We start from the raw sequence: 19,328 nt of genomic DNA, 5'->3' as shown, positions 1-19,328 counted from the left end.
CGTCGTTACGTATGCTAGTCCGGTGCTCGAGTAGTAAAGCTACACTGCGCTCCTCCTAGCATACGTGCCTCGATCTGCTCGGTTATCTGAATCCTCCTTTTTAAACGTGTATTGGAAGGAAGTTTAAAAAGTCCGGTTTACACTATGTTTTTATTTTTGAAATATGTATTTTTAGGAATTCTATAACTTTTTCTATACAAATAGTCGGAAAAACGCTAGAATACATGGTAGACCATTTTTGTAATAGGAGTGTAGAGCTGAATGTTACATCAATTTTCACGTAATGAATTAGCCTTCGGTAAAGAAGGACTTGAAATATTAAAAAATAGTACAGTCGGTATTTTAGGAATTGGCGGCGTAGGTTCTTTTGCAGCTGAAGCGTTAGCACGTTCTGGAGTTGGGCGTCTCGTATTAGTAGATAAAGATGTTGTAGATATTACAAACGTAAACCGTCAAATTCACGCTTTAGTATCTACTGTAGGACGTTCAAAAGTAGAATTAATGAAAGAGCGTATTGCAGACATTAACCCAGAGTGTGAAGTAATTGGACTAGAAATGTTTTACACAGATGAAACATATGAAGAGTTCTTTAAGTATGGTTTAGACTTTGTAGTGGATGCATCTGATACAATTACGTTCAAAATTCATTTAATTAAACAATGTTTACGTCGTAAAATTAAAATTATCTCAAGTATGGGTGCAGCAAATAAAATGGACCCAACTCGTTTCCGTATTGCGGACATCTCTAAAACACATACAGATCCAATTGCGAAAGTCATTCGTACGAAGCTTCGTAAAGAGGGCATTAAAAAAGGTGTAAAAGTTGTCTTCTCTGACGAAAACCCAATCGTAATTCGTGAAGAGGTACGTAAAGAAATTGTACCAGACGAAAATGCAAAAATTCGTAAAGCGAAATTACCACCTTCATCAAATGCATTCGTACCATCTGTGGCAGGCTTAATTATGGCAAGTCACGTTGTACGTGAACGCATTAAAAATGTAGAAGTGAAACGTGTAGGGCAAGAATAAAATGAAAGCATATATCCATTTCGGATATATGTTTTTTTATATGTGCTAAAGAAATAGGGGTATTTGCATTGCTACTAGTTCAAATGTAAGCAAGGCCAGTAAGTAATAATCATATTTGTCTGATTTATAACCTGAGGTCTTTTTTAAACTGTGAATGGTAAAAAGACCTAACGTTAGAACGAGAATACCGAGTGTTATTTTGAAGGTTACTAATGAAATGGCAATCAGCCCCTTTCAATCGTATATGTTTATAGTAACATTTAAGTAAAAAATATCCAGTTGATTCAGGGATTTCTTTGTATAGCGGGTTTGCTTATTTTGTAAATATTTGTCGGTAAATCGATATTCCTTGTCGAATAGTCGATATAATTAAAAAATCGTTGATATATTGTAAGTTACGATAGATATATTCGAAAAATCGTCGATATAATTTCATTTACCAATATGCTATCCATCGAAGAGACAAAAAAAGGATGTCACTTAGCCGGAAAATAGGGCTAGGTGACATCTTTTTTAATTCTCTGCAGAATAAATAATATCTAAATTACCATTTTGATCTGTCTTAAAAATGGGAGCGATCTGTTCTTCTTGTTCTTCAACTGAAACGAGTTTTCGAGCACGGTCCATAATTCTAACGAGCATTGCATAATCTTCTTCGATTGCTTGTTGTTTTTTTGTGAGTACAGCTAATTTTGCTTCCAGTTCATCATTCGTTTTTTGCAAGGAAGTGAGCTGAGTTTGTAGTACGTGATTTTCAGTTTGTAACTTTGCGAGTGAAGGGTTGGTATGCTCCAAGTTTTGCAAAAACGAGATGACATTTTGCATTGTAAGTTCTTGTTTACTTGGCGCAATATCTTCTGAAAACTCGGCATCGATTACGAGTTGTTTCGTTTTCGTGAACTGATCTTTTTCTATTTTAGCTTCAGAACGCTTTAATTCTTTACGCTGTTTTTTCGCAAGTTGAACCGCATCTTCGTAATTCGGTCGTACTTCAGCATTCCATCTAAATCCGCAAGCTGCTGAAGTGCGGTTCAATGTATCGCCGACTTCATCGAATGCTTTTATTTGTGTACTGCCGCTGCGAATATGTCGTAAAACAGTTTCTGCTAAAAGGAGATCGTCTTCTTTTGTCCATGCATCTTGACGTGTTTTCATAAGCGAAGCCTCCATAATGGTGACGTTTTCGCTTATGTTACCCTTTATTTTTCGTTTTATTCGAACTTTGTAATCTTTCATATACAGTAGAAAGTGCTTGCTCAAATTTCCCTGTCGTTTTCGGTTTATAATATTGTTTGTTTTTTATTTTATCAGGTAAGTATTGTTGCTTTACCCAGCCATTTGGATGGTCGTGTGGATATAAGTATCCAATGCCCCTTCCAAGTGATTCGGCACCTTTGTAATGACTATCTTTTAAATGACTTGGGATGTCGCCTGTTTGCCCGTTACGTAAATCGTGTAATGCAGCATCAAGTGCTTTATAAGCTGAGTTTGATTTTGGTGATAGGCAAAGCTCGATAACGGCATTTGCAAGTGGTATGCGTGCCTCTGGGAATCCAACTCGTTCAGCTGATTCTATAGCTGCCAGTGTACGCGGTCCAGCTTGCGGGCTGGCAAGTCCAATATCTTCATATGCCATAATAAGAAGACGTCTACCAATGCTTTGTAGGTCACCAGCTTCAATAAGACGTGCTAAATAGTGAAGTGCTGCATTTACATCACTTCCGCGCACCGATTTTTGAAATGCCGATAATACGTCATAATGAGCATCTCCGCCCTTGTCATGAACGAAACTCTTTTTTTGTAAGCATTCTTCGGCGATTTCTAGCGTAATTTCCGCAGCTTTGTCATTAGTTGTAAAGCTAGATAAAACAGCTAGTTCAAGTGCATTATAAGCGGAACGCATATCTCCGCCTGATGCATTTGCAAAGTGATGTAATGCTTCAGGCGTAACAGTTACATCATATTCCCCAAGACCTTTTTCTTTATCTTCAAGTGCTCGTTTTAAGCCAATTAAAAGGTCGTCTTCTGTTAATGCATGTAATTCGAAGATTTGACACCGACTTCGAATAGCAGAATTAATAGCATGGAACGGATTACTCGTCGTCGCACCAATTAAGGTAAGGAGTCCACTTTCTAAATGAGGTAATAGAAAATCCTGTTTTGCTTTATCTAGACGGTGTACTTCATCTAAAATTAAAACGAGGTGTCGATGCATTTTTGCCTCTTGTACGACAACTTCCATATCTTTTTTATTATGAGTAACAGCGTTTAATAGGCGAAAAGGGGTTCCGGTACTTCCTGCAATTGCGCTCGCGATGGATGTTTTTCCAGTGCCTGGAGGGCCATATAAAATCATAGATTGAAAATGATTTGCTTGGACCATTCGCCATAAAATTTTTCCTTCACCAACTAAATGTTGTTGTCCGATAATTTCTTGAATATTTGTAGGGCGCATTCGATGTGCGAGTGGTTGTTTCATTTTTACCGTCTCCCTTAATGTATAATCTCTTTCTATCGTATCATTTTTTTTAGTGGAATTTGAAATAGGATGCTGTTTTGTGGGAAAAATGAATATGAATATTTTCATTTTTCTTTCAATTGTAATAATTTCCGAGTTTTTCAATGTGATTTTATGTTATCATTTTGATACACAAGTTGAAATTTCTTATAATACTATATTATGCTATAATTTCATAGGATTTTAAATTGTGTTCTTTTATAAATAAGATATAACCAATAGAAGTGAAAATTTGAAAAGAGGTGCAAAATAGATGAAGATTTCAACGAAAGGCCGATACGGCTTAACAATTATGATCGATCTTGCAAAAAAGTTTGGTGAAGGTCCGATTTCATTAAAATCAATTGCGCAGGCACATGACTTATCGGAACATTACTTAGAGCAATTAATTTCACCACTTCGTAACGCGCGTCTAGTAAAGAGTACGCGCGGAGCATATGGCGGATATGTATTATCAGATCAACCGGCTAACATTACAGCTGGGGATGTAATCCGTGTATTAGAGGGTCCAATTAGTGTTGTAGAAATGATAGAAGAAGAAGAGCCAGCACAACGCCAGTTATGGATGCGTGTTCGTGATGCGGTGCAAGAAGTGTTAGATAGCACAACGTTAGAAGATTTAGTACGTTATGAGGAAGAAAATCACGGGGGCTATATGTTTTACATTTAATTCCTTGTGAAACGATTTGGAAAGAAGGAGATTTAATGGAACGCATTTACTTAGATCATGCTGCGACATCTCCGACTCACCCGGAAGTGGTCGAAAAGATGATTCCATATATGACAGAAACATTCGGAAACCCGTCTAGTATTCACTTTTATGGACGTCAAACGCGCCATGCAGTAGATGAGGCGAGACGCGCATGTGCACGTAGCATTCATGCGAATCCGAATGAAATTATATTTACGAGCGGTGGTACGGAAGCTGATAATTTAGCGCTTATCGGTGTAGCGCGTGCGAACCGTCATAAAGGTAACCACATTATAACGACACAAATTGAACATCATGCAATTTTGCATACGTGTGAATTGTTAGAGCGTGAAGGATTTGAAGTGACATATTTACCTGTTGATGAAACAGGACGAGTTCAAGTTTCGGACATACAGAAGGCATTAACAGAAGAGACAATTCTTGTATCTATTATGTTTGGGAATAATGAAGTTGGGACGATGCAACCAATTGCGGAAATAGGTAAGCTGCTAAAAGAGCATCAAGCTTATTTCCATACAGATGCGGTACAAGCTTACGGTTTAGTAGAAATTAATGTGAAAGAGTTTGGTATTGATTTATTATCAATTTCAGCTCATAAAATTAACGGGCCAAAAGGTGTCGGGTTCTTATACGCTGGTGCAAATGTGAAATTTGAACCGTTATTAATAGGCGGGGAGCAAGAAAGAAAACGCCGTGCTGGTACTGAAAATGTGCCGAGTATCGTTGGGTTGCAACATGCAATTTTGCTAGCTGAAAAAACTCGTGAGCAAAAAAATGCCCAATATGAAGAGTTTAAAGATATAATGGTATCTGTCTTCAAAAATGAAGACATTACTTTCGAGGTAAACGGAAACTTAGAATATCGCTTACCACATGTGCTTAATATTAGTTTTACAGGAATGAACATTGAACCGTTTCTTGTGAACTTAGACTTAGCTGGCATTGCAGTATCAAGTGGTTCGGCTTGTACAGCTGGTTCAATTGATCCATCACATGTATTAGTGGCGATGTTCGGAAAAGACTCCGATCAAATACGTTCATCCGTACGCTTTAGTTTCGGACTTGGAAATACGAAAGAGCAAGTTGAGAAAGCGGCGTACGAAACAGTGAAAATCGTGAAGCGATTAACACAAAATTAGCATAGGAGGTGACATGATGAACAAACTACCTCACGAAACACGCGTTGTCATCGGGATGTCCGGTGGCGTCGATTCATCTGTAGCGGCTCTTTTATTAAAAGAGCAAGGTTATGATGTAATCGGAATTTTTATGAAAAACTGGGATGATACAGATGAGAATGGTGTCTGCACAGCAACAGAAGATTACAATGATGTAATCGAAGTGTGTAACCAAATTGGTATTCCGTATTATGCAGTAAACTTTGAAAAACAATACTGGGATAAAGTATTTACGTACTTCTTAGATGAATACCGAGCTGGTCGTACACCAAACCCAGATGTAATGTGTAATAAAGAAATTAAATTTAAAGCATTTTTAGAGCATGCAATAGCGCTTGGTGCTGATTATGTAGCGACAGGTCATTATGCACGCGTTGCTTATATGGACGGCGAATATAAAATGCTTCGCGGCGTTGATGACAATAAAGACCAAACGTATTTCTTAAATCAATTAAGCCAAGAGCAATTATCAAAAACAATGTTCCCGCTGGGGGAACTGAAGAAACCACAAATTCGTGAAATGGCGAAAGAAGCTGGTTTAGCGACAGCGGCGAAGAAAGATAGTACTGGTATTTGCTTCATTGGTGAGCGTAACTTTAAAGATTTCTTAAGTAACTATTTACCAGCACAACCAGGTGTGATGCAAACATTATCTGGCGAAGTGAAAGGGAAGCATGACGGTTTAATGTACTATACAATTGGACAACGTCATGGCCTTGGTATTGGTGGTAACGGTGATCCGTGGTTTGCTGTTGGGAAAAACTTGAAAGAAAACATTTTATATGTTGATCAAGGATTCCATAACGAACTTCTATATGGCGATGAAGTTATTGCTACGAATGTTGGCTGGGTAAGTAATGAAGCGAAAGAAAAAGAATTTAAGTGCACAGCGAAATTCCGTTATCGTCAAGAAGACAATAAAGTAACGGTTCAAATCGTTGATGAAAATACAGTTCGTATTCTTTGTGACGAGCCAATTCGTGCAATTACACCAGGACAAGCAGTTGTTTTCTATGATGGAGATGAGTGCTTAGGCGGTGCTACAATTGATGAAGTGTACCGTAGCGGTAAGAAATTGGATTATTTAGGATAAAAGAGAAGCCTCTGCCGATTCGCGGTTAGAGGTTTCTTTTACATAAGGCGAATTTTCGTTCGCTTGGAAAATACATTCTTTGTTATAATTTGTTGTAGAGGTGAAGGACATGTCAAACAAACTTGAAACAGGTATTCAATATATGCAAGAAGGAAACTGGGAAGAAGCTGCTAAAAATTTCACAGAAGCAATCGAAGAAAATCCGAAAGATGCGCTTGGATATATTAATTTTGCGAACTTATTAGATGTACTAGGTGACAGTGAGAGAGCAATTTTATTTTATAAACGTGCATTAGAGTTAGATGATAAATCAGCGGCTGCGTATTATGGATTAGGAAATGTATATTACGGTCAAGAGCAATTTGCAGAGGCTAAAGCTGTATTTGAACAAGCGATGCAAGCTGGATTACAATCAGCTGATGTAACATTTATGCTAGGTATTACACATGTGCAACTTGGAAATGACCGTCTTGCACTGCCGTTTTTACAAAGAGCAACAGAATTAGATGAAAACGATGTAGAAGCTGTGTTCCAGTGTGGACTTTGCTTTGCGCGACTAGAACATATTCAAGAGGCGAAGCCTTACTTTGAAAAGGTATTAGAAATGGATGAAGAGCATGCAGATGCGTATTATAATTTAGGTGTTGCATACGTATTTGAAGATAATAACGAGAAAGCTCTCGCTTTATTTAAGAAAGCAACTGAAATTCAGCCAGATCACTTTTTAGCTGGTAATGGTGTTCGTTTATTAGAGCAAGAAGCTGAATAAGATGAAAATATAGTTAATGAGTAGTTATCCCTCATCTAAATAGGTGGGGGATGTACTGCTCATTAAAGTGAAACGAAACCGGAAAGGAGAGGAAAGATGGGAAATCAACATGCAATGGATTTGTTTGAGGAAGAAAAAAAGTTTATAAAAGCGCAAGTTCTTCATACCATTTTCCACAACGAAGAAAACCTCTATTCCGTTGTCAGTATGAAAGTCATTGAAACGAATGAAACGTACGACGAAAAGAAAGTAATGATAAACGGTCATTTTCCTCGCATGCATGAAGATGAAGTGTTTACGTTGACAGGTCATTTTAAAGACCATCCGAAGTATGGAAAACAATATATGGTTGAAACGTTTAAGAAAGAATTGCCGCAAACGAAAGCCGGTATGGTGCAATATTTAGCGAGTGATTTATTTAAAGGGATAGGAAAGCGTACAGCTGAAAAAATTGTAGATCATCTCGGAGAACATGCTATTTCTAAAATTATGGATGACCCTGAGGCATTAAATGGTGTTGTTAATAAACAAAAGGCTCAGGAGATATATGAGACAATTGTTGAACATCAAGGATTAGAGAAAGTAATGAGCTTTTTAAATGGCTACGGTTTTGGAACGAAACTTTCTATTAAGATTTACCAGCAATATAAAGAGATGACATTAGAAGTGATTCGTAATAACCCGTACCAACTTATCGAAGAAGTGGACGGGATTGGTTTTGGAAGAGCGGATGATATAGGGCGTGCGTTAGGGATATCTGGTAATCACGACGACCGTGTACGCGCAGGATGTTTTTACACGTTAGAGAATGTCTCATTACAACTTGGTCACGTTTATATGAGGAAAGACCAACTTGTAAGAGAAACGATGTCACTTTTAAACAATCAAGAAGGAAAAGTGACTGAGGAAGATATTGTAGGCTGTATTGAAACGATGCAAAGTGAAGGGAAAGTCATCATAGAAGAAGAGCGAGTGTATTTAGCAACGTTATTCTACTCTGAAAAAGGTGTTGTAAAGTCCATTCGCAGGCTTATGAATCAAGAAGAAACACCTTCATTTCCAGAGGCAGAAGTGTTAAAAACATTAGGTGAAATTGAAGAACAACTGAACGTACAATATGCACCGTTTCAGCAAGAAGCAATTCAAACGGCACTTCATAAACCGATGATGTTATTGACAGGTGGACCAGGAACAGGGAAAACAACAGTTATTAAAGGAATTGTTGAAATGTATGCGTCACTTCACGGGCTATCGTTAAATCCGAATGAATACAGTGATGATAATCCATTTCCGATATTATTAACGGCTCCAACAGGAAGGGCAGCGAAGCGAATGAGTGAATCAACAGGGCTTCCAGCTTGTACAATTCACCGTTTACTTGGCTGGACGCCCGAAGGGTCTTTCCAGCGGAACGAAACAGATCCGGTACAAGGGAAATTACTCATTATTGATGAATTTTCAATGGTTGATATTTGGCTTGCAAATCAGCTTTTTAAGTCATTGCCGACTAACATTCAAGTTATCGTTGTAGGCGATGAAGATCAATTGCCATCTGTAGGACCTGGACAAGTATTAAAGGATTTATTGAATGCAGGTGCAGTTCCAACAGTAAAGCTTACTGAGATTTATCGTCAAGCGGAAGGTTCATCAGTAATTCAACTTGCCCATGCGATAAAAAATGGAACGCTCCCACCAGATTTAGCGCAAAATCAAAAAGATCGTTCATTTATCGGCTGCACAGGAGCTCAAATTGTTGAGGTTGTTAAGAAGGTTTGCGAAAACGCTAAGACAAAAGGGTTTAGCGCAAGAGATGTACAAGTATTAGCCCCGATGTATCGTGGACCGGCGGGTATTAATGTACTAAACGAAGCATTGCAAGAAGTGTTTAATCCGAAAAGGGAAAAGAGTAAAGAAATTGCTTACGGTGATGTTGTATACCGAAGAGGCGATAAAGTCTTGCAACTTGTTAATCAGCCGGAGAGCCAAGTGTTTAATGGTGATATCGGCGAAATTGTTTCGGTGTTTTATGCGAAAGAGAACGTTGAGCAACAAGATATGATTATCGTTTCATTTGATGGAATTGAGGTAACATATACAAAACCAGATTTAAATCAAATTACACATGCCTATTGCTGTTCGATTCATAAATCACAAGGTAGTGAATTTCCGATTGTGATTATGCCGATAGTAAAAAGTTATAATCGTATGTTACGTCGTAATTTAATTTATACTGGTATTACAAGAAGTAAGAAGTTCCTTATTATTTGCGGGGAGGAAGCTGCTTTCCAGTCTGGTGTAAATCGCCTTGATGATGCAATGCGTCAAACGACTTTAGCTAGTAGATTGCAGGAATCACAAGGAGAAGTACAGATGGTAACGGTTAATGGCGAAGAAATGGACGTGGAAAACATTTCACCGTATGATTTCATGTAACAAGGTGAAATTATATAGTGAAACTTTCAAACGTATAACGTTGAAAGGCTCCAGCAATGTATAAATGAATGCGGTTTGGACATAATGGCGAATAGAATCTGGGAGACTGTAAGGAGATGAACGCCATATGTTTATTTGTCCAAATTGCAAAGGGAAAGACATTGGAAAAATAGGTGTCAACCAATTTTATTGCTGGAATTGTTATATCGAATTATCGGTTTCAAAGGGGAAAATCCATACGCATCAAGTAGAAGAAGATGGTTCACTAAGCTCTCTTGATGATTTATTTGATGAGAATGAAAGAACGATCGGATAACGAAAAGGGGGATTTACTTTGAATCTACGCAATTCATTAATCGCATTAGGTGTTGGAGCGGCAGCATATCAATATGCTCGCAAACAAGATGTATTTTCAAAACGCAATATGAAAAAAGCACGTAAGATGATTAAATCTTATTTATAAGTGTAAAAACTCCCTTTATGATAAGGGAGTTTTTTTATGCATTTGTATGCAAATATAAAAGTCCAATTTCAGAGAAGAGATAAGATAGGCCGTAACATCCAACGCCAAGCATGCCGTAATGAAATAATTGCTTCGCCCTTTCTTTTCGTGAAGAACGAATAAAGAAACCTTTCCAAATACCAAACCCGATACAAATCCATTCAAGAATCATAAAAAGTGCTGATAATACGAGCATAAATAAAACCATTATGAGCCCTCCTGATTAAATTGTTTCACGCTGCATTCTCAGGGGTGGTTGTCCTTGTTATGTTATGTATATGTACGTCGTTACAAAACAGTATGGTCTGTACGAAAAGATTTTAAAAGTTTTACACATAACCTGCCCTATTTATTTTCAAAATAAAGGTGGAGGAGGTTTTTCGTGTGAAGAATCTTAAAATCATTTGGATATATCGTTTAGGCTTATTGTTACTTGTCTTTCTTTGTTTGCTCGTCTTTTTAAAAATTAAGCCGCTATGGGCACCGATTATTTTTGTGTTTAAGGTGGCCATTACACCGTTTCTTATTGCATGTTTTATTGCGTATTTATTGCATCCTTTAATTGAAAAAATTCATAAGGAAGGGATGCCGCGCACACTCGCTATTTTGCTCATTTACATCCTTTTCTTTGGCGGAATTGGTTATGGAATTTATAAAGGAACGCCAGTTGTGATTAAGCAATTACAAGAAATCAATGAACAATTCCCGCAGTTTACAAAAATGTATGATTCTTGGATGGATGGTGTTACAGAACAAACAGCGAATTTTCCATCATTTATTCATGAAAAGGTGAAACAAATTTTTATTGGAGTAGAGACGAAGATACAAGCGCTTTTAAATAAAGTGATGAGCACAGCTCGTGGTGTACTGGATTCGTTACTCATTATTTTCTTGATTCCGTTCATTGTATTTTACATATTAAAAGATTACGGCGAATTTTATCATATTTTTTGGAAACTAGTCCCGAGTAAGTGGCGTAGTACGGGGCAAATACTGGCGAAAGAAATAGATAAATCACTTGGAAGTTATATTCGAGGACAGTTATTTGTTTGTTTAGTATTAGGGGGCGTATCTGCTCTTTCCTTTTGGTTTATCGGTATGAAATATCCATTATTACTCGGGATTATTATTGGGGTGACGGATATAATACCGTACTTTGGCCCTATTTTGGGGGCGATCCCGACATTAATGATTGCGGCAACGGTATCAACAAGTTTACTCGTTAAAGCGGGGATTACGATTGCTATTTTGCAATTTGTAGAAAGTAACATTTTATCCCCTTACATCGTTGGTAAGTCGCTTCGCATGCATCCTGTCGTTATTATGCTTGCACTACTAGTTGGGGGAGAAGTGGCAGGAATTGTAGGGTTATTAATATCAGTTCCTGTTTTAGCGGTCATTCGTACAGTGATTGTTCATGTAAGGCCTCTTTGGAAAAAAGAAGATGTGTAATAGGAAGGCCCTCTACTTATAAAAGTAGAGGGCTTATCATTATTTAGAGAGTTGTTCGTTTATTTTTTGAACGAGAGAGCTTACATCATTTGTTTGAATATGTTTTATTTTTTTCCATTCATTATCATACATAAATACAATTTGATTGCTGAAAAGTCGCTGTTGTTCTTTTAAATTAGAAATTTTCGCGAAAGAGTACTCTTCAAATAATGGGTTCTTACTTACATCTGGTCCATAAAAGAAGAGGCGTTTGTTCGTTAAAATTAACAATCCCGGCCTTGCGACGGAACGATAAATAAATATATCTAGTGAACATGCTGTGTAAAATAGTATTGTTTCGTCAGTCGTTAACATATTTTTAGCTTTATGCAATAAGGTTGTCATTATAATCGCTCCTTTATTATTGATAATTTAATTATAACAAAAATAAAATATTCAGAAAGATTTTTAGAGGTAGTACAATTTATTAATACATGCATAATATATGAAAAGGCTGTTAAAAATGAATAGTAGAATAGCTATGATTAATAAGTAATTGATATAATATAAATGATTATCTACATTGACAAACTTAAGAGAATTCTATTATATTTAGTCATATAATACATTAAATCAATGACGGAACAAGTACGTTACAGTCCATTTATAGAGAGAAGCTTCCATATGGCTGAAAGAAGCTTTAAATGAAGGGTAACAGAAAGCTAATCCTGAGAGCAGCTAATCACTGCCGTCTTGCCACGTTACGGCACCATGAGGTGATGAATTGATTCGTATAGCAATCAATTCATAATTAGGGTGGTATCGCGAGTTAACTCTCGTCCCTTTTATAGGGGCGGGAGTTTTTTATATTTAAGGAGGAAAATACAATGAAACAACTAACAGGCGCACAAATTCGTCAAATGTTTTTAGACTTTTTCCAAGAAAAAGGACATGCAGTAGAACCTAGTGCATCACTAGTTCCACATGAAGATCCATCTCTTCTATGGATTAACAGTGGTGTAGCAACATTAAAAAAATATTTTGATGGACGTGTAATCCCGCAAAATCCACGTATTACAAATGCTCAAAAATCAATTCGTACAAACGATATTGAAAACGTAGGGAAAACAGCTCGTCACCATACATTCTTTGAAATGTTAGGAAACTTCTCAATCGGTGATTACTTCAAAGAAGAAGCAATTACATGGGCTTGGGAATTCTTAACGAGCGACAAATGGATCGGATTCGATAAAGAATTACTATCAGTTACAATCCATCCAGAAGATGAAGAAGCATTCACAATTTGGAATGAGAAAATGGGCGTTCCAAAAGAGCGCATCATCCGCTTAGAAGAAAACTTCTGGGATATCGGTGAAGGACCAAGTGGACCGAATACAGAGATTTTCTATGACCGCGGAGAAGCTTACGGTAATGACTTTAGTGACCCAGAATTATATCCAGGCGGAGAAAACGAGCGTTACTTAGAAGTATGGAACCTTGTATTCTCTCAATTTAACCATAATCCAGACGGTTCATATACACCACTTCCTAAGAAAAACATCGATACAGGGATGGGTCTAGAGCGTATGACATCTATCGTTCAAGATGTACCTACGAACTTTGATACAGACCTATTCATGCCGATGATTGGTGCAACAGAAACAATTTCTGGTGAAAAATATCGTAATGGCGATTTAGAAAAAGATATGGCATTCAAAGTAATTGCTGACCATATCCGTACAGTAACATTCGCTGTTGGTGACGGTGCTCTTCCATCTAACGAAGGCCGTGGTTATGTATTACGTCGTTTATTACGCCGTGCGGTTCGTTATTCGAAGAAATTAAACATCAACCGTCCATTCATGTTTGAATTAGTAACGGTTGTTGGAGAAGTAATGAAAGACTTCTATCCAGAAGTACTTGAAAAGAAAGATTTCATCGCAAAAGTTGTGAAAAATGAAGAAGAGCGTTTCCACGAAACACTTCATGATGGTGAAGCAATTTTAGCTGAAGTTATCGCAAAAGCTAAAGAAGAAAAAACAACTGTTATTTCTGGAGTAGATGCGTTCCGTCTATATGACACATACGGTTTCCCAATTGAATTAACAGAAGAATATGCAGAAGAAGCTGGTATGACTGTTGATCATGAAGGCTTTGAAAATGAAATGGAAAAACAACGTGAGCGCGCACGTGCTGCTCGTCAAGATGTTGATTCTATGCAAGTTCAAGGCGGTGTCCTTGGAGAAGTGAAAGTAGCGAGTGAATTCGTTGGTTACGGTACAGTTGCAACAGAAAGTAACGTTGTTGCACTTGTGAAAAATGGCGAATACACAGACAGCTTACAAACAGGTGAAGAAGGACAATTAATGCTTGATGTAACACCATTCTATGCTGAGAGCGGTGGACAAATTGCAGACCGTGGTTACCTTCTTGCTGATGGCGTGAAAGTTCTTGTAAAAGATGTACAAAAAGCACCAAACGGACAAAACTTGCACAAAGTTGTTGTTGAAGAAGGTACATTAACGAAAGATGCGGCTGTAAAAGCTATTATCGATACGAAAAACCGTAGTAGCGTTGTGAAGAACCATACAGCAACTCACTTACTACACCAAGCATTAAAAGACGTACTTGGAACACACGTTAACCAAGCAGGTTCTCTTGTAACTTCTGAACGTCTACGCTTTGACTTCTCTCACTTCGGTCAAGTACAAACTGACGAATTAGAAAAAATTGAGCGTATTGTAAACGAGAAAATTTGGGAAAGTATTGATGTTGAGATTTCTCAAAAAGCAATCGAAGAAGCGAAAGAAATGGGCGCAATGGCATTATTCGGTGAAAAATACGGAGATGTTGTACGCGTTGTACAAGTTGGCGATTACAGCTTAGAGCTTTGTGGTGGTTGTCACGTTGATAATACAGCTTCTATCGGTATTTTCAAAATCGTTGCTGAGTCTGGTATCGGTGCAGGAACTCGTCGTATTGAAGCAGTAACTGGTAAGTCTGCATACGAATTAATGAACGATCAAGTAGGTTTATTAAAAGAAGCAGCAGGAAAAATGAAAACAAATCCGAAAGATATTTTAACAAGAGTTGATGGTCTATTTGCTGAAGTGAAACAACTGCAAAAAGAAAATGAATCTCTTGCTGCGAAATTAAGCAATATCGAAGCTGGAAACTTAACTGATTCTGTAATGACAGTTGATGGCGTGAACGTATTAGCAGCGAAAGTAAATGTTGCAGATATGAATAACTTACGTACGATGATGGATGATCTGAAAAATAAATTAGAATCTGCGGTTGTCGTATTAGCGTCTGTAAATGATGACAAAGTAAACATCTTAGCTGGCGTAACGAAAGATTTAATTAGCCAAGGTTACCATGCGGGTAAACTTGTGAAAGAAGTAGCTTCTCGTTGTGGCGGTGGCGGTGGTGGCCGTCCTGATATGGCACAAGCAGGCGGTAAAAACCCAGCTCAAGTCGAAGAAGCTTTAGCATTTGTACAAGAGTACGTTAAATCTGTTTCAAAATAAAGAGATAGTAGTGTACAATGGTAGGGAGAGGAGAAGTTCTTCTCCCTATACTTACTATATAAGTGAGGTGCTTGAAATGGACGGTTTTGATAAAACAATGAAGTTTAGCATTCAAGATGAAAAACAGAGTGTCCATGTAAATGATGTACTTTTAACTGTGTATGATGCACTTCAAGAAAAAGGCTATAATCCGATTAACCAAATCGTCGGTTATTTATTAAGTGGAGACCCAGCATACATACCTCGCCATAAAGATGCACGTAGCATCATTCGCAAGCTTGAACGTGATGAGTTAATTGAAGAGCTTGTGAAGTCTTACTTGAAACATCATCGTGAGGAGTAGTTTATGCGGATATTAGGTTTAGATGTAGGTACAAAAACAGTCGGAGTTGCAATTAGCGACGAAATGGGCTGGACAGCACAAGGGTTAGAAACAATTAAGATTAACGAAGAACGAGGTCACTTTGGTTTTGATCGTATTTCTGAGTTAGTAAAGCAGTACAATGTGGACAAAATAGTAGTAGGTTTACCTAAAAATATGAATGGTACAATTGGCCCGCGTGGTGAAGCGTGCCAACAATTTGCAGAAAACCTACGAGAGCTGTTACAATTAGACGTTGTAATGTGGGACGAGCGTTTGTCAACGATGGCAGCGGAACGTCTACTCATTTCAGCCGATGTAAGCCGTAAGAAGCGAAAGCAAGTAATTGATAAGATGGCTGCAGTCGTAATCTTACAAGGATTTTTAGATAGTAAATAAGAGGTGACCAAAATGGAAGAAAATCAAATTACAATTGTAGACGAAAAAGGTAACGAACATTTATGTGAAATTATTTTCACTTTTGACGCTGAAAAATTTGGCAAAAAATCATACGTAGTCTTCTCTCCAATCGGTGAAGTAGACGAAGATGGAGACCAAATTTACGATGCAATGGCTTATGAGCAAAATGAAGAAGAGGGCGGAACTTTACTTCCAATCGAATCTGAAGAAGAGTGGGAAATGGTACAAGAAATGTTCAACACTCTAGCTGATGAGCAAGAAGCTGAATAATAAGTACTGAAAAGGTGGACGATATATAGTCCACCTTTTTTTATATGTAAAATGAAAGATTTTTTGTCGAAACTGCGTAATCCTTTGTAGTATAATGAGACGGATTGTAGAAAAATAAAGTATCTGTCAAAAATGATAGGTAAGTTTATTGTGATTTTTCATCGTGTTGTATAGAAAGATGTACATATGGCCTACAATTGAATAAGGAGGAAGAGTTTTGGTAGAGAATCAAGTGAAAAAGAAGCGTAGACGCATTTTTTTATTTTCGATTATTGCACTGCTTTTAGTTTGTGGTTCAGTCTATGCGTATATTTCATCCGCATTAGGACCAGTTGATAGCGGGAATAAAAAAGAGATTGAAGTAGAAATTCCAAAGGGATCATCTACTAGTAAAATTGGTGAGATTTTAGAAGAAAAAGGTGCTGTGAAAAACGGTACAGTTTTTAGTTTTTATACAAAGGCTAAATCTAAAAATTTACAAGCGGGTACATATTTATTAAATCCTTCAATGAGTGCGAAAGATGTTATTGAGCAAATGTCATCTGGTAACGTTCATCGTCCAGCTCTTTATAAAGTGACGATAAAAGAAGGTGCACAAGTAACTGAAATTGCAGAAACGGTTGCAAACGAATTAAAATGGAATAAAGATGATGTCGTACGTCAATTAAACGATAAAGCATTTATTCAAAAAATGCAGCAAAAGTATCCGAAGTTGTTAACCGATAAAATCTTTGATAGCAATATTAAATATCCGTTAGAAGGGTATTTATATCCTGCGACGTACTCTTTCTATAAAAAAGATACGACGTTAGAAGAAGTTGTAATTCCAATGCTTGAAAAAACGAATGCAATCATTGTTCAAAACGAGGCAAAAATGAAAGCGAAAAACTGGGATGTTCACCAGCTTTTAACATTGTCTTCACTTATTGAAGAAGAGGCAACAGGCTTTACAGATCGTCAAAAGATCTCTAGTGTCTTTTATAATCGTTTAGCAAAAGGCATGCCACTGCAAACTGATCCGACGGTATTATATGCACTTGGAAAGCATAAACAACGTGTGTTATACGAAGATTTAAAGGTTAACTCACCGTACAATACGTATGTTGTGAAAGGATTGCCTGTCGGTCCGATTGCAAACTCTGGTAAACATTCAGTGGAAGCGGCGTTAGAACCTGCACAAACAGATTATTATTATTTCTTAGCTGCACCAACTGGTGAAGTGTATTATGCGAAAACATTGGAAGAGCATAATGCATTAAAGCAAAAATATATTACGAAAAAGCAGTGAAATGGGGAGGGATAGCGAAAAAGGTCGCACATCCCTCTTTTTTGTGGTAAAATATATCGGGTTAAAAACTGGCAGAAGAATCGTTTTTAATATCAAAACGGGACGTACAAGCTAAGGGTAAAGCTGGCTTGTATTTTTATTGCATTCTATGTGTGAAAAGACGTCATAGAGGCACTTCTCCATGTAAATAAGGAGGACCATTATGGAGGATGCAGTTAACGAGTACCTATTATCATTTATTGATCCGAAAGATAAATTAATTCTTGAAATGGAAGACTATGCGAAAGAAAATCATGTGCCAATTATGGATCGACTTGGAATGGAATTTATGTTGCAATTTTTACGTTTAATTGGACCGAAGAGTATTTTAGAGCTTGGTACAGCAATTGGCTATTCTAGCATTCGTATGATGCAAGCTATTCCAAACTCTCGCATTGTGACAGTTGAGCGCAATCGCGATCGATATGAAAAAGCACTTGAATATATAGAACGTTCACCAGTTAAAGAGCGTATTTCCGTTATTTACGGTGATGCGTTAGAAACAGGCGAGCAAGTAGAAGAACATGGAACATTTGATGTTATTTTTATTGACGCAGCAAAAGGACAATATCGTCGCTTTTTTGACTTATATGAACCGTTATTAAATCCTGGTGGCGTAATTATTTCAGATAATGTTATGTACCATGGCCTTGTAACGACGAAAGAGAAAATTGAAAACAGACGTACACGTGGTTTAATCCGTCGTATTAAGACGTACAATGAATGGCTTATGAACCATGAAGGATATGATACGACGATTTTCCCAATTGGTGATGGAGTAGCTGTTAGTAAAAAGAGAGGGTGACCAAGGTATGAAGAAACCTGAATTGTTAGTAACGCCAAAAGCAGTGGCGGATATCGAACCTCTTGCGAAAGCAGGAGCAGATGCGGTAATGATCGGCGAGCAAAAGTTTGGTTTACGTTTAGCAGGTGAGTTTTCACGTGAAGATGTGAAACAAGCTGTGAAAATTGCACATGAAAATGGTGTGAAAGTATACGTAGCAATGAACGCTATGTTCCACAACGATAAAGTAGAAGAATTAACAGACTATGTTGCATTTTTAAACGAAGTACATGTAGATGCAATTGTTTTTGGAGACCCAGCAGTATTAATGGCGGTCCGCGAAGTAGCGCCAAATATGCAATTGCACTGGAATACAGAAACAACAGCAACAAACTGGTTTACTTGTAACTACTGGGGACAAAAAGGAGCAAAACGTGCTGTATTAGCTCGTGAGCTTAGCTTAGATGAAATTGTTGAGTTAAAAGAAAATGCTGAAGTGGAACTTGAAGTACAAATTCACGGTATGACTTGTATGTTCCAATCGAAGCGTTCATTAGTAGGAAACTACTTTGAGTATCAAGGACGTCATCTTGACATTGAAAAGAAAAAATATGAAGAGAATATGTTCTTATATGACCCAGAGCGTAACAATAAATATCCAATTTATGAAGATGAAAATGGTACTCACATTATGAGTCCAAACGATATTTGTTTCATCGATGAGTTAGAAGAGCTAATTGATGCTGAAATCGACAGCTTAAAAATTGATGGTGTACTAAAAAGCTCTGAATACATTATTGAGGTAACGAAGAAATATCGTAAAGCAATTGATTTATGTGTAGAAGATCGTGATGCGTATTATGACGTGAAAGACGATTTATATAAAGAGATAGAAGAAATGCAACCGGTAAATCGTCCGTTAGATACAGGATTCTTCTTTAAAGAGACGGTTTACTAAACGAGGAGGGTGT

20 protein-coding genes and 1 other annotated feature are annotated in these 19,328 nt (G+C 37.4%); of the genes, 16 read left to right on the top strand and 4 right to left on the bottom strand.

Annotated elements, in window-relative coordinates; genetic code table 11:
• The first annotated feature begins 261 nt into the window (after positions 1–261).
• On the top strand, positions 262–1,029 hold the full coding sequence (locus PDQ40_RS12870; RefSeq protein WP_000903179.1) for a tRNA threonylcarbamoyladenosine dehydratase: 768 nt from the start codon (positions 262–264) through the stop codon (positions 1,027–1,029).
• A gap of 513 nt (positions 1,030–1,542) precedes the next feature.
• Here the strand turns inward: PDQ40_RS12870 and PDQ40_RS12865 are convergent.
• Both PDQ40_RS12865 and PDQ40_RS12860 read right to left on the bottom strand, forming a co-directional pair.
• Complete coding sequence (locus tag PDQ40_RS12865) at positions 1,543–2,184, bottom strand: RsfA family transcriptional regulator (protein ID WP_000857715.1); 642 nt, start codon at positions 2,182–2,184, stop codon at positions 1,543–1,545.
• 37 nt (positions 2,185–2,221) lie between these two features.
• Entirely contained in the window at positions 2,222–3,508 is a 1,287-nt protein-coding gene (locus tag PDQ40_RS12860; RefSeq protein WP_061401583.1) for a replication-associated recombination protein A, read from the bottom strand.
• A gap of 292 nt (positions 3,509–3,800) precedes the next feature.
• On the opposite strand from PDQ40_RS12860, the gene cymR reads away from it, so the two are divergent.
• From cymR to PDQ40_RS12825, 7 genes are all read left to right on the top strand, one after another.
• Complete coding sequence (cymR, locus tag PDQ40_RS12855; RefSeq protein ID WP_000704116.1) at positions 3,801–4,217, top strand: cysteine metabolism transcriptional regulator CymR; 417 nt, start codon at positions 3,801–3,803, stop codon at positions 4,215–4,217.
• A 35-nt stretch (positions 4,218–4,252) separates the two neighbouring features.
• Positions 4,253–5,398, top strand: a complete 1,146-nt coding sequence (locus tag PDQ40_RS12850) for a cysteine desulfurase family protein (RefSeq protein WP_000439907.1) — start codon at positions 4,253–4,255, stop codon at positions 5,396–5,398.
• A gap of 16 nt (positions 5,399–5,414) precedes the next feature.
• Entirely contained in the window at positions 5,415–6,530 is a 1,116-nt protein-coding gene (gene mnmA, locus PDQ40_RS12845; RefSeq protein WP_001038006.1) for a tRNA 2-thiouridine(34) synthase MnmA, read from the top strand.
• A gap of 109 nt (positions 6,531–6,639) precedes the next feature.
• Positions 6,640–7,299 (top strand): tetratricopeptide repeat protein, encoded by a 660-nt coding sequence (locus tag PDQ40_RS12840; RefSeq protein ID WP_000066393.1) that lies wholly within the window; start codon positions 6,640–6,642, stop codon positions 7,297–7,299.
• Positions 7,300–7,395: 96 nt separating this feature from the next.
• Positions 7,396–9,732, top strand: coding sequence for an SF1B family DNA helicase RecD2 (recD2, locus tag PDQ40_RS12835; RefSeq protein ID WP_071678918.1), 2,337 nt, complete (start codon positions 7,396–7,398; stop codon positions 9,730–9,732).
• 127 nt (positions 9,733–9,859) lie between these two features.
• Positions 9,860–10,048, top strand: coding sequence for a hypothetical protein (locus PDQ40_RS12830; RefSeq protein WP_000469281.1), 189 nt, complete (start codon positions 9,860–9,862; stop codon positions 10,046–10,048).
• Positions 10,049–10,066: 18 nt separating this feature from the next.
• Positions 10,067–10,195: a YrzQ family protein gene (locus PDQ40_RS12825; protein WP_001053553.1), complete on the top strand. Its 129-nt coding sequence runs from the start codon at positions 10,067–10,069 to the stop codon at positions 10,193–10,195.
• Positions 10,196–10,229: 34 nt separating this feature from the next.
• Here PDQ40_RS12825 and PDQ40_RS12820 read toward each other — a convergent pair whose 3' ends face one another.
• Entirely contained in the window at positions 10,230–10,442 is a 213-nt protein-coding gene (locus PDQ40_RS12820) for a hypothetical protein (protein ID WP_000242551.1), read from the bottom strand.
• Positions 10,443–10,618: 176 nt separating this feature from the next.
• Between PDQ40_RS12820 and PDQ40_RS12815 the strand changes: the two genes are divergently transcribed.
• Entirely contained in the window at positions 10,619–11,686 is a 1,068-nt protein-coding gene (locus tag PDQ40_RS12815) for an AI-2E family transporter (RefSeq protein WP_000793125.1), read from the top strand.
• Positions 11,687–11,725: 39 nt separating this feature from the next.
• On the opposite strand, the gene PDQ40_RS12810 is transcribed toward PDQ40_RS12815, so the two are convergent.
• Positions 11,726–12,070: a PH domain-containing protein gene (locus tag PDQ40_RS12810; RefSeq protein ID WP_000209437.1), complete on the bottom strand. Its 345-nt coding sequence runs from the start codon at positions 12,068–12,070 to the stop codon at positions 11,726–11,728.
• A 222-nt stretch (positions 12,071–12,292) separates the two neighbouring features.
• Positions 12,293–12,512: a binding site (T-box leader), on the top strand.
• A 40-nt stretch (positions 12,513–12,552) separates the two neighbouring features.
• Here PDQ40_RS12810 and alaS point away from each other — a divergent pair.
• The 7 genes from alaS to PDQ40_RS12775 all read left to right on the top strand — a co-directional run bounded on the left by alaS (position 12,553) and on the right by PDQ40_RS12775 (position 19,315).
• The gene (alaS, locus tag PDQ40_RS12805) at positions 12,553–15,195 is read left to right on the top strand and encodes an alanine--tRNA ligase (protein ID WP_000811847.1); all 2,643 of its coding nucleotides are present in this window, start codon (positions 12,553–12,555) and stop codon (positions 15,193–15,195) included.
• Between the two features lie 76 nt (positions 15,196–15,271).
• The gene (locus tag PDQ40_RS12800) at positions 15,272–15,538 is read left to right on the top strand and encodes an IreB family regulatory phosphoprotein (RefSeq protein WP_000348590.1); all 267 of its coding nucleotides are present in this window, start codon (positions 15,272–15,274) and stop codon (positions 15,536–15,538) included.
• Between the two features lie 3 nt (positions 15,539–15,541).
• Positions 15,542–15,955, top strand: coding sequence for a Holliday junction resolvase RuvX (gene ruvX, locus PDQ40_RS12795; protein WP_001221193.1), 414 nt, complete (start codon positions 15,542–15,544; stop codon positions 15,953–15,955).
• Positions 15,956–15,967: 12 nt separating this feature from the next.
• Positions 15,968–16,246 carry a DUF1292 domain-containing protein gene (locus PDQ40_RS12790; protein WP_000392247.1) on the top strand — a complete coding sequence of 93 codons (279 nt, stop codon included), beginning with the start codon at positions 15,968–15,970 and terminating at the stop codon, positions 16,244–16,246.
• Positions 16,247–16,463: 217 nt separating this feature from the next.
• Complete coding sequence (gene mltG / locus PDQ40_RS12785; protein WP_000230078.1) at positions 16,464–17,534, top strand: endolytic transglycosylase MltG; 1,071 nt, start codon at positions 16,464–16,466, stop codon at positions 17,532–17,534.
• A 202-nt stretch (positions 17,535–17,736) separates the two neighbouring features.
• The gene (locus PDQ40_RS12780; protein ID WP_000389090.1) at positions 17,737–18,378 is read left to right on the top strand and encodes an O-methyltransferase; all 642 of its coding nucleotides are present in this window, start codon (positions 17,737–17,739) and stop codon (positions 18,376–18,378) included.
• A 7-nt stretch (positions 18,379–18,385) separates the two neighbouring features.
• Positions 18,386–19,315, top strand: coding sequence for a peptidase U32 family protein (locus tag PDQ40_RS12775; RefSeq protein ID WP_000742778.1), 930 nt, complete (start codon positions 18,386–18,388; stop codon positions 19,313–19,315).
• Positions 19,316–19,328: the final 13 nt, after the last annotated feature.

This window comes from Bacillus cereus group sp. Bc061 (assembly GCF_027715825.1).
Taxonomy (GTDB): Bacteria; Bacillota; Bacilli; order Bacillales; family Bacillaceae_G; genus Bacillus_A; species Bacillus_A paranthracis.
The sequence above is the reverse complement of the archived record's forward strand: the minus strand, read 5'-3'. Positions and strand labels throughout refer to the sequence as shown.

Coding starts and splice junctions, on each gene's coding strand:
- PDQ40_RS12775 (WP_000742778.1), top strand. CDS start 18,386: ATGAAGAAACCTGAATTGTTAGTAACGCCAAAAGCAGTGGCGGATATC.
- PDQ40_RS12870 (WP_000903179.1), top strand. CDS start 262: ATGTTACATCAATTTTCACGTAATGAATTAGCCTTCGGTAAAGAAGGA.
- mnmA (WP_001038006.1), top strand. CDS start 5,415: ATGAACAAACTACCTCACGAAACACGCGTTGTCATCGGGATGTCCGGT.
- PDQ40_RS12830 (WP_000469281.1), top strand. CDS start 9,860: ATGTTTATTTGTCCAAATTGCAAAGGGAAAGACATTGGAAAAATAGGT.
- alaS (WP_000811847.1), top strand. CDS start 12,553: ATGAAACAACTAACAGGCGCACAAATTCGTCAAATGTTTTTAGACTTT.
- PDQ40_RS12790 (WP_000392247.1), top strand. CDS start 15,968: ATGGAAGAAAATCAAATTACAATTGTAGACGAAAAAGGTAACGAACAT.
- PDQ40_RS12865 (WP_000857715.1), bottom strand. CDS start 2,184: ATGAAAACACGTCAAGATGCATGGACAAAAGAAGACGATCTCCTTTTA.
- PDQ40_RS12800 (WP_000348590.1), top strand. CDS start 15,272: ATGGACGGTTTTGATAAAACAATGAAGTTTAGCATTCAAGATGAAAAA.
- PDQ40_RS12810 (WP_000209437.1), bottom strand. CDS start 12,070: ATGACAACCTTATTGCATAAAGCTAAAAATATGTTAACGACTGACGAA.
- PDQ40_RS12820 (WP_000242551.1), bottom strand. CDS start 10,442: ATGGTTTTATTTATGCTCGTATTATCAGCACTTTTTATGATTCTTGAA.
- ruvX (WP_001221193.1), top strand. CDS start 15,542: ATGCGGATATTAGGTTTAGATGTAGGTACAAAAACAGTCGGAGTTGCA.
- PDQ40_RS12850 (WP_000439907.1), top strand. CDS start 4,253: ATGGAACGCATTTACTTAGATCATGCTGCGACATCTCCGACTCACCCG.
- PDQ40_RS12780 (WP_000389090.1), top strand. CDS start 17,737: ATGGAGGATGCAGTTAACGAGTACCTATTATCATTTATTGATCCGAAA.
- recD2 (WP_071678918.1), top strand. CDS start 7,396: ATGGGAAATCAACATGCAATGGATTTGTTTGAGGAAGAAAAAAAGTTT.
- PDQ40_RS12840 (WP_000066393.1), top strand. CDS start 6,640: ATGTCAAACAAACTTGAAACAGGTATTCAATATATGCAAGAAGGAAAC.
- PDQ40_RS12860 (WP_061401583.1), bottom strand. CDS start 3,508: ATGAAACAACCACTCGCACATCGAATGCGCCCTACAAATATTCAAGAA.
- cymR (WP_000704116.1), top strand. CDS start 3,801: ATGAAGATTTCAACGAAAGGCCGATACGGCTTAACAATTATGATCGAT.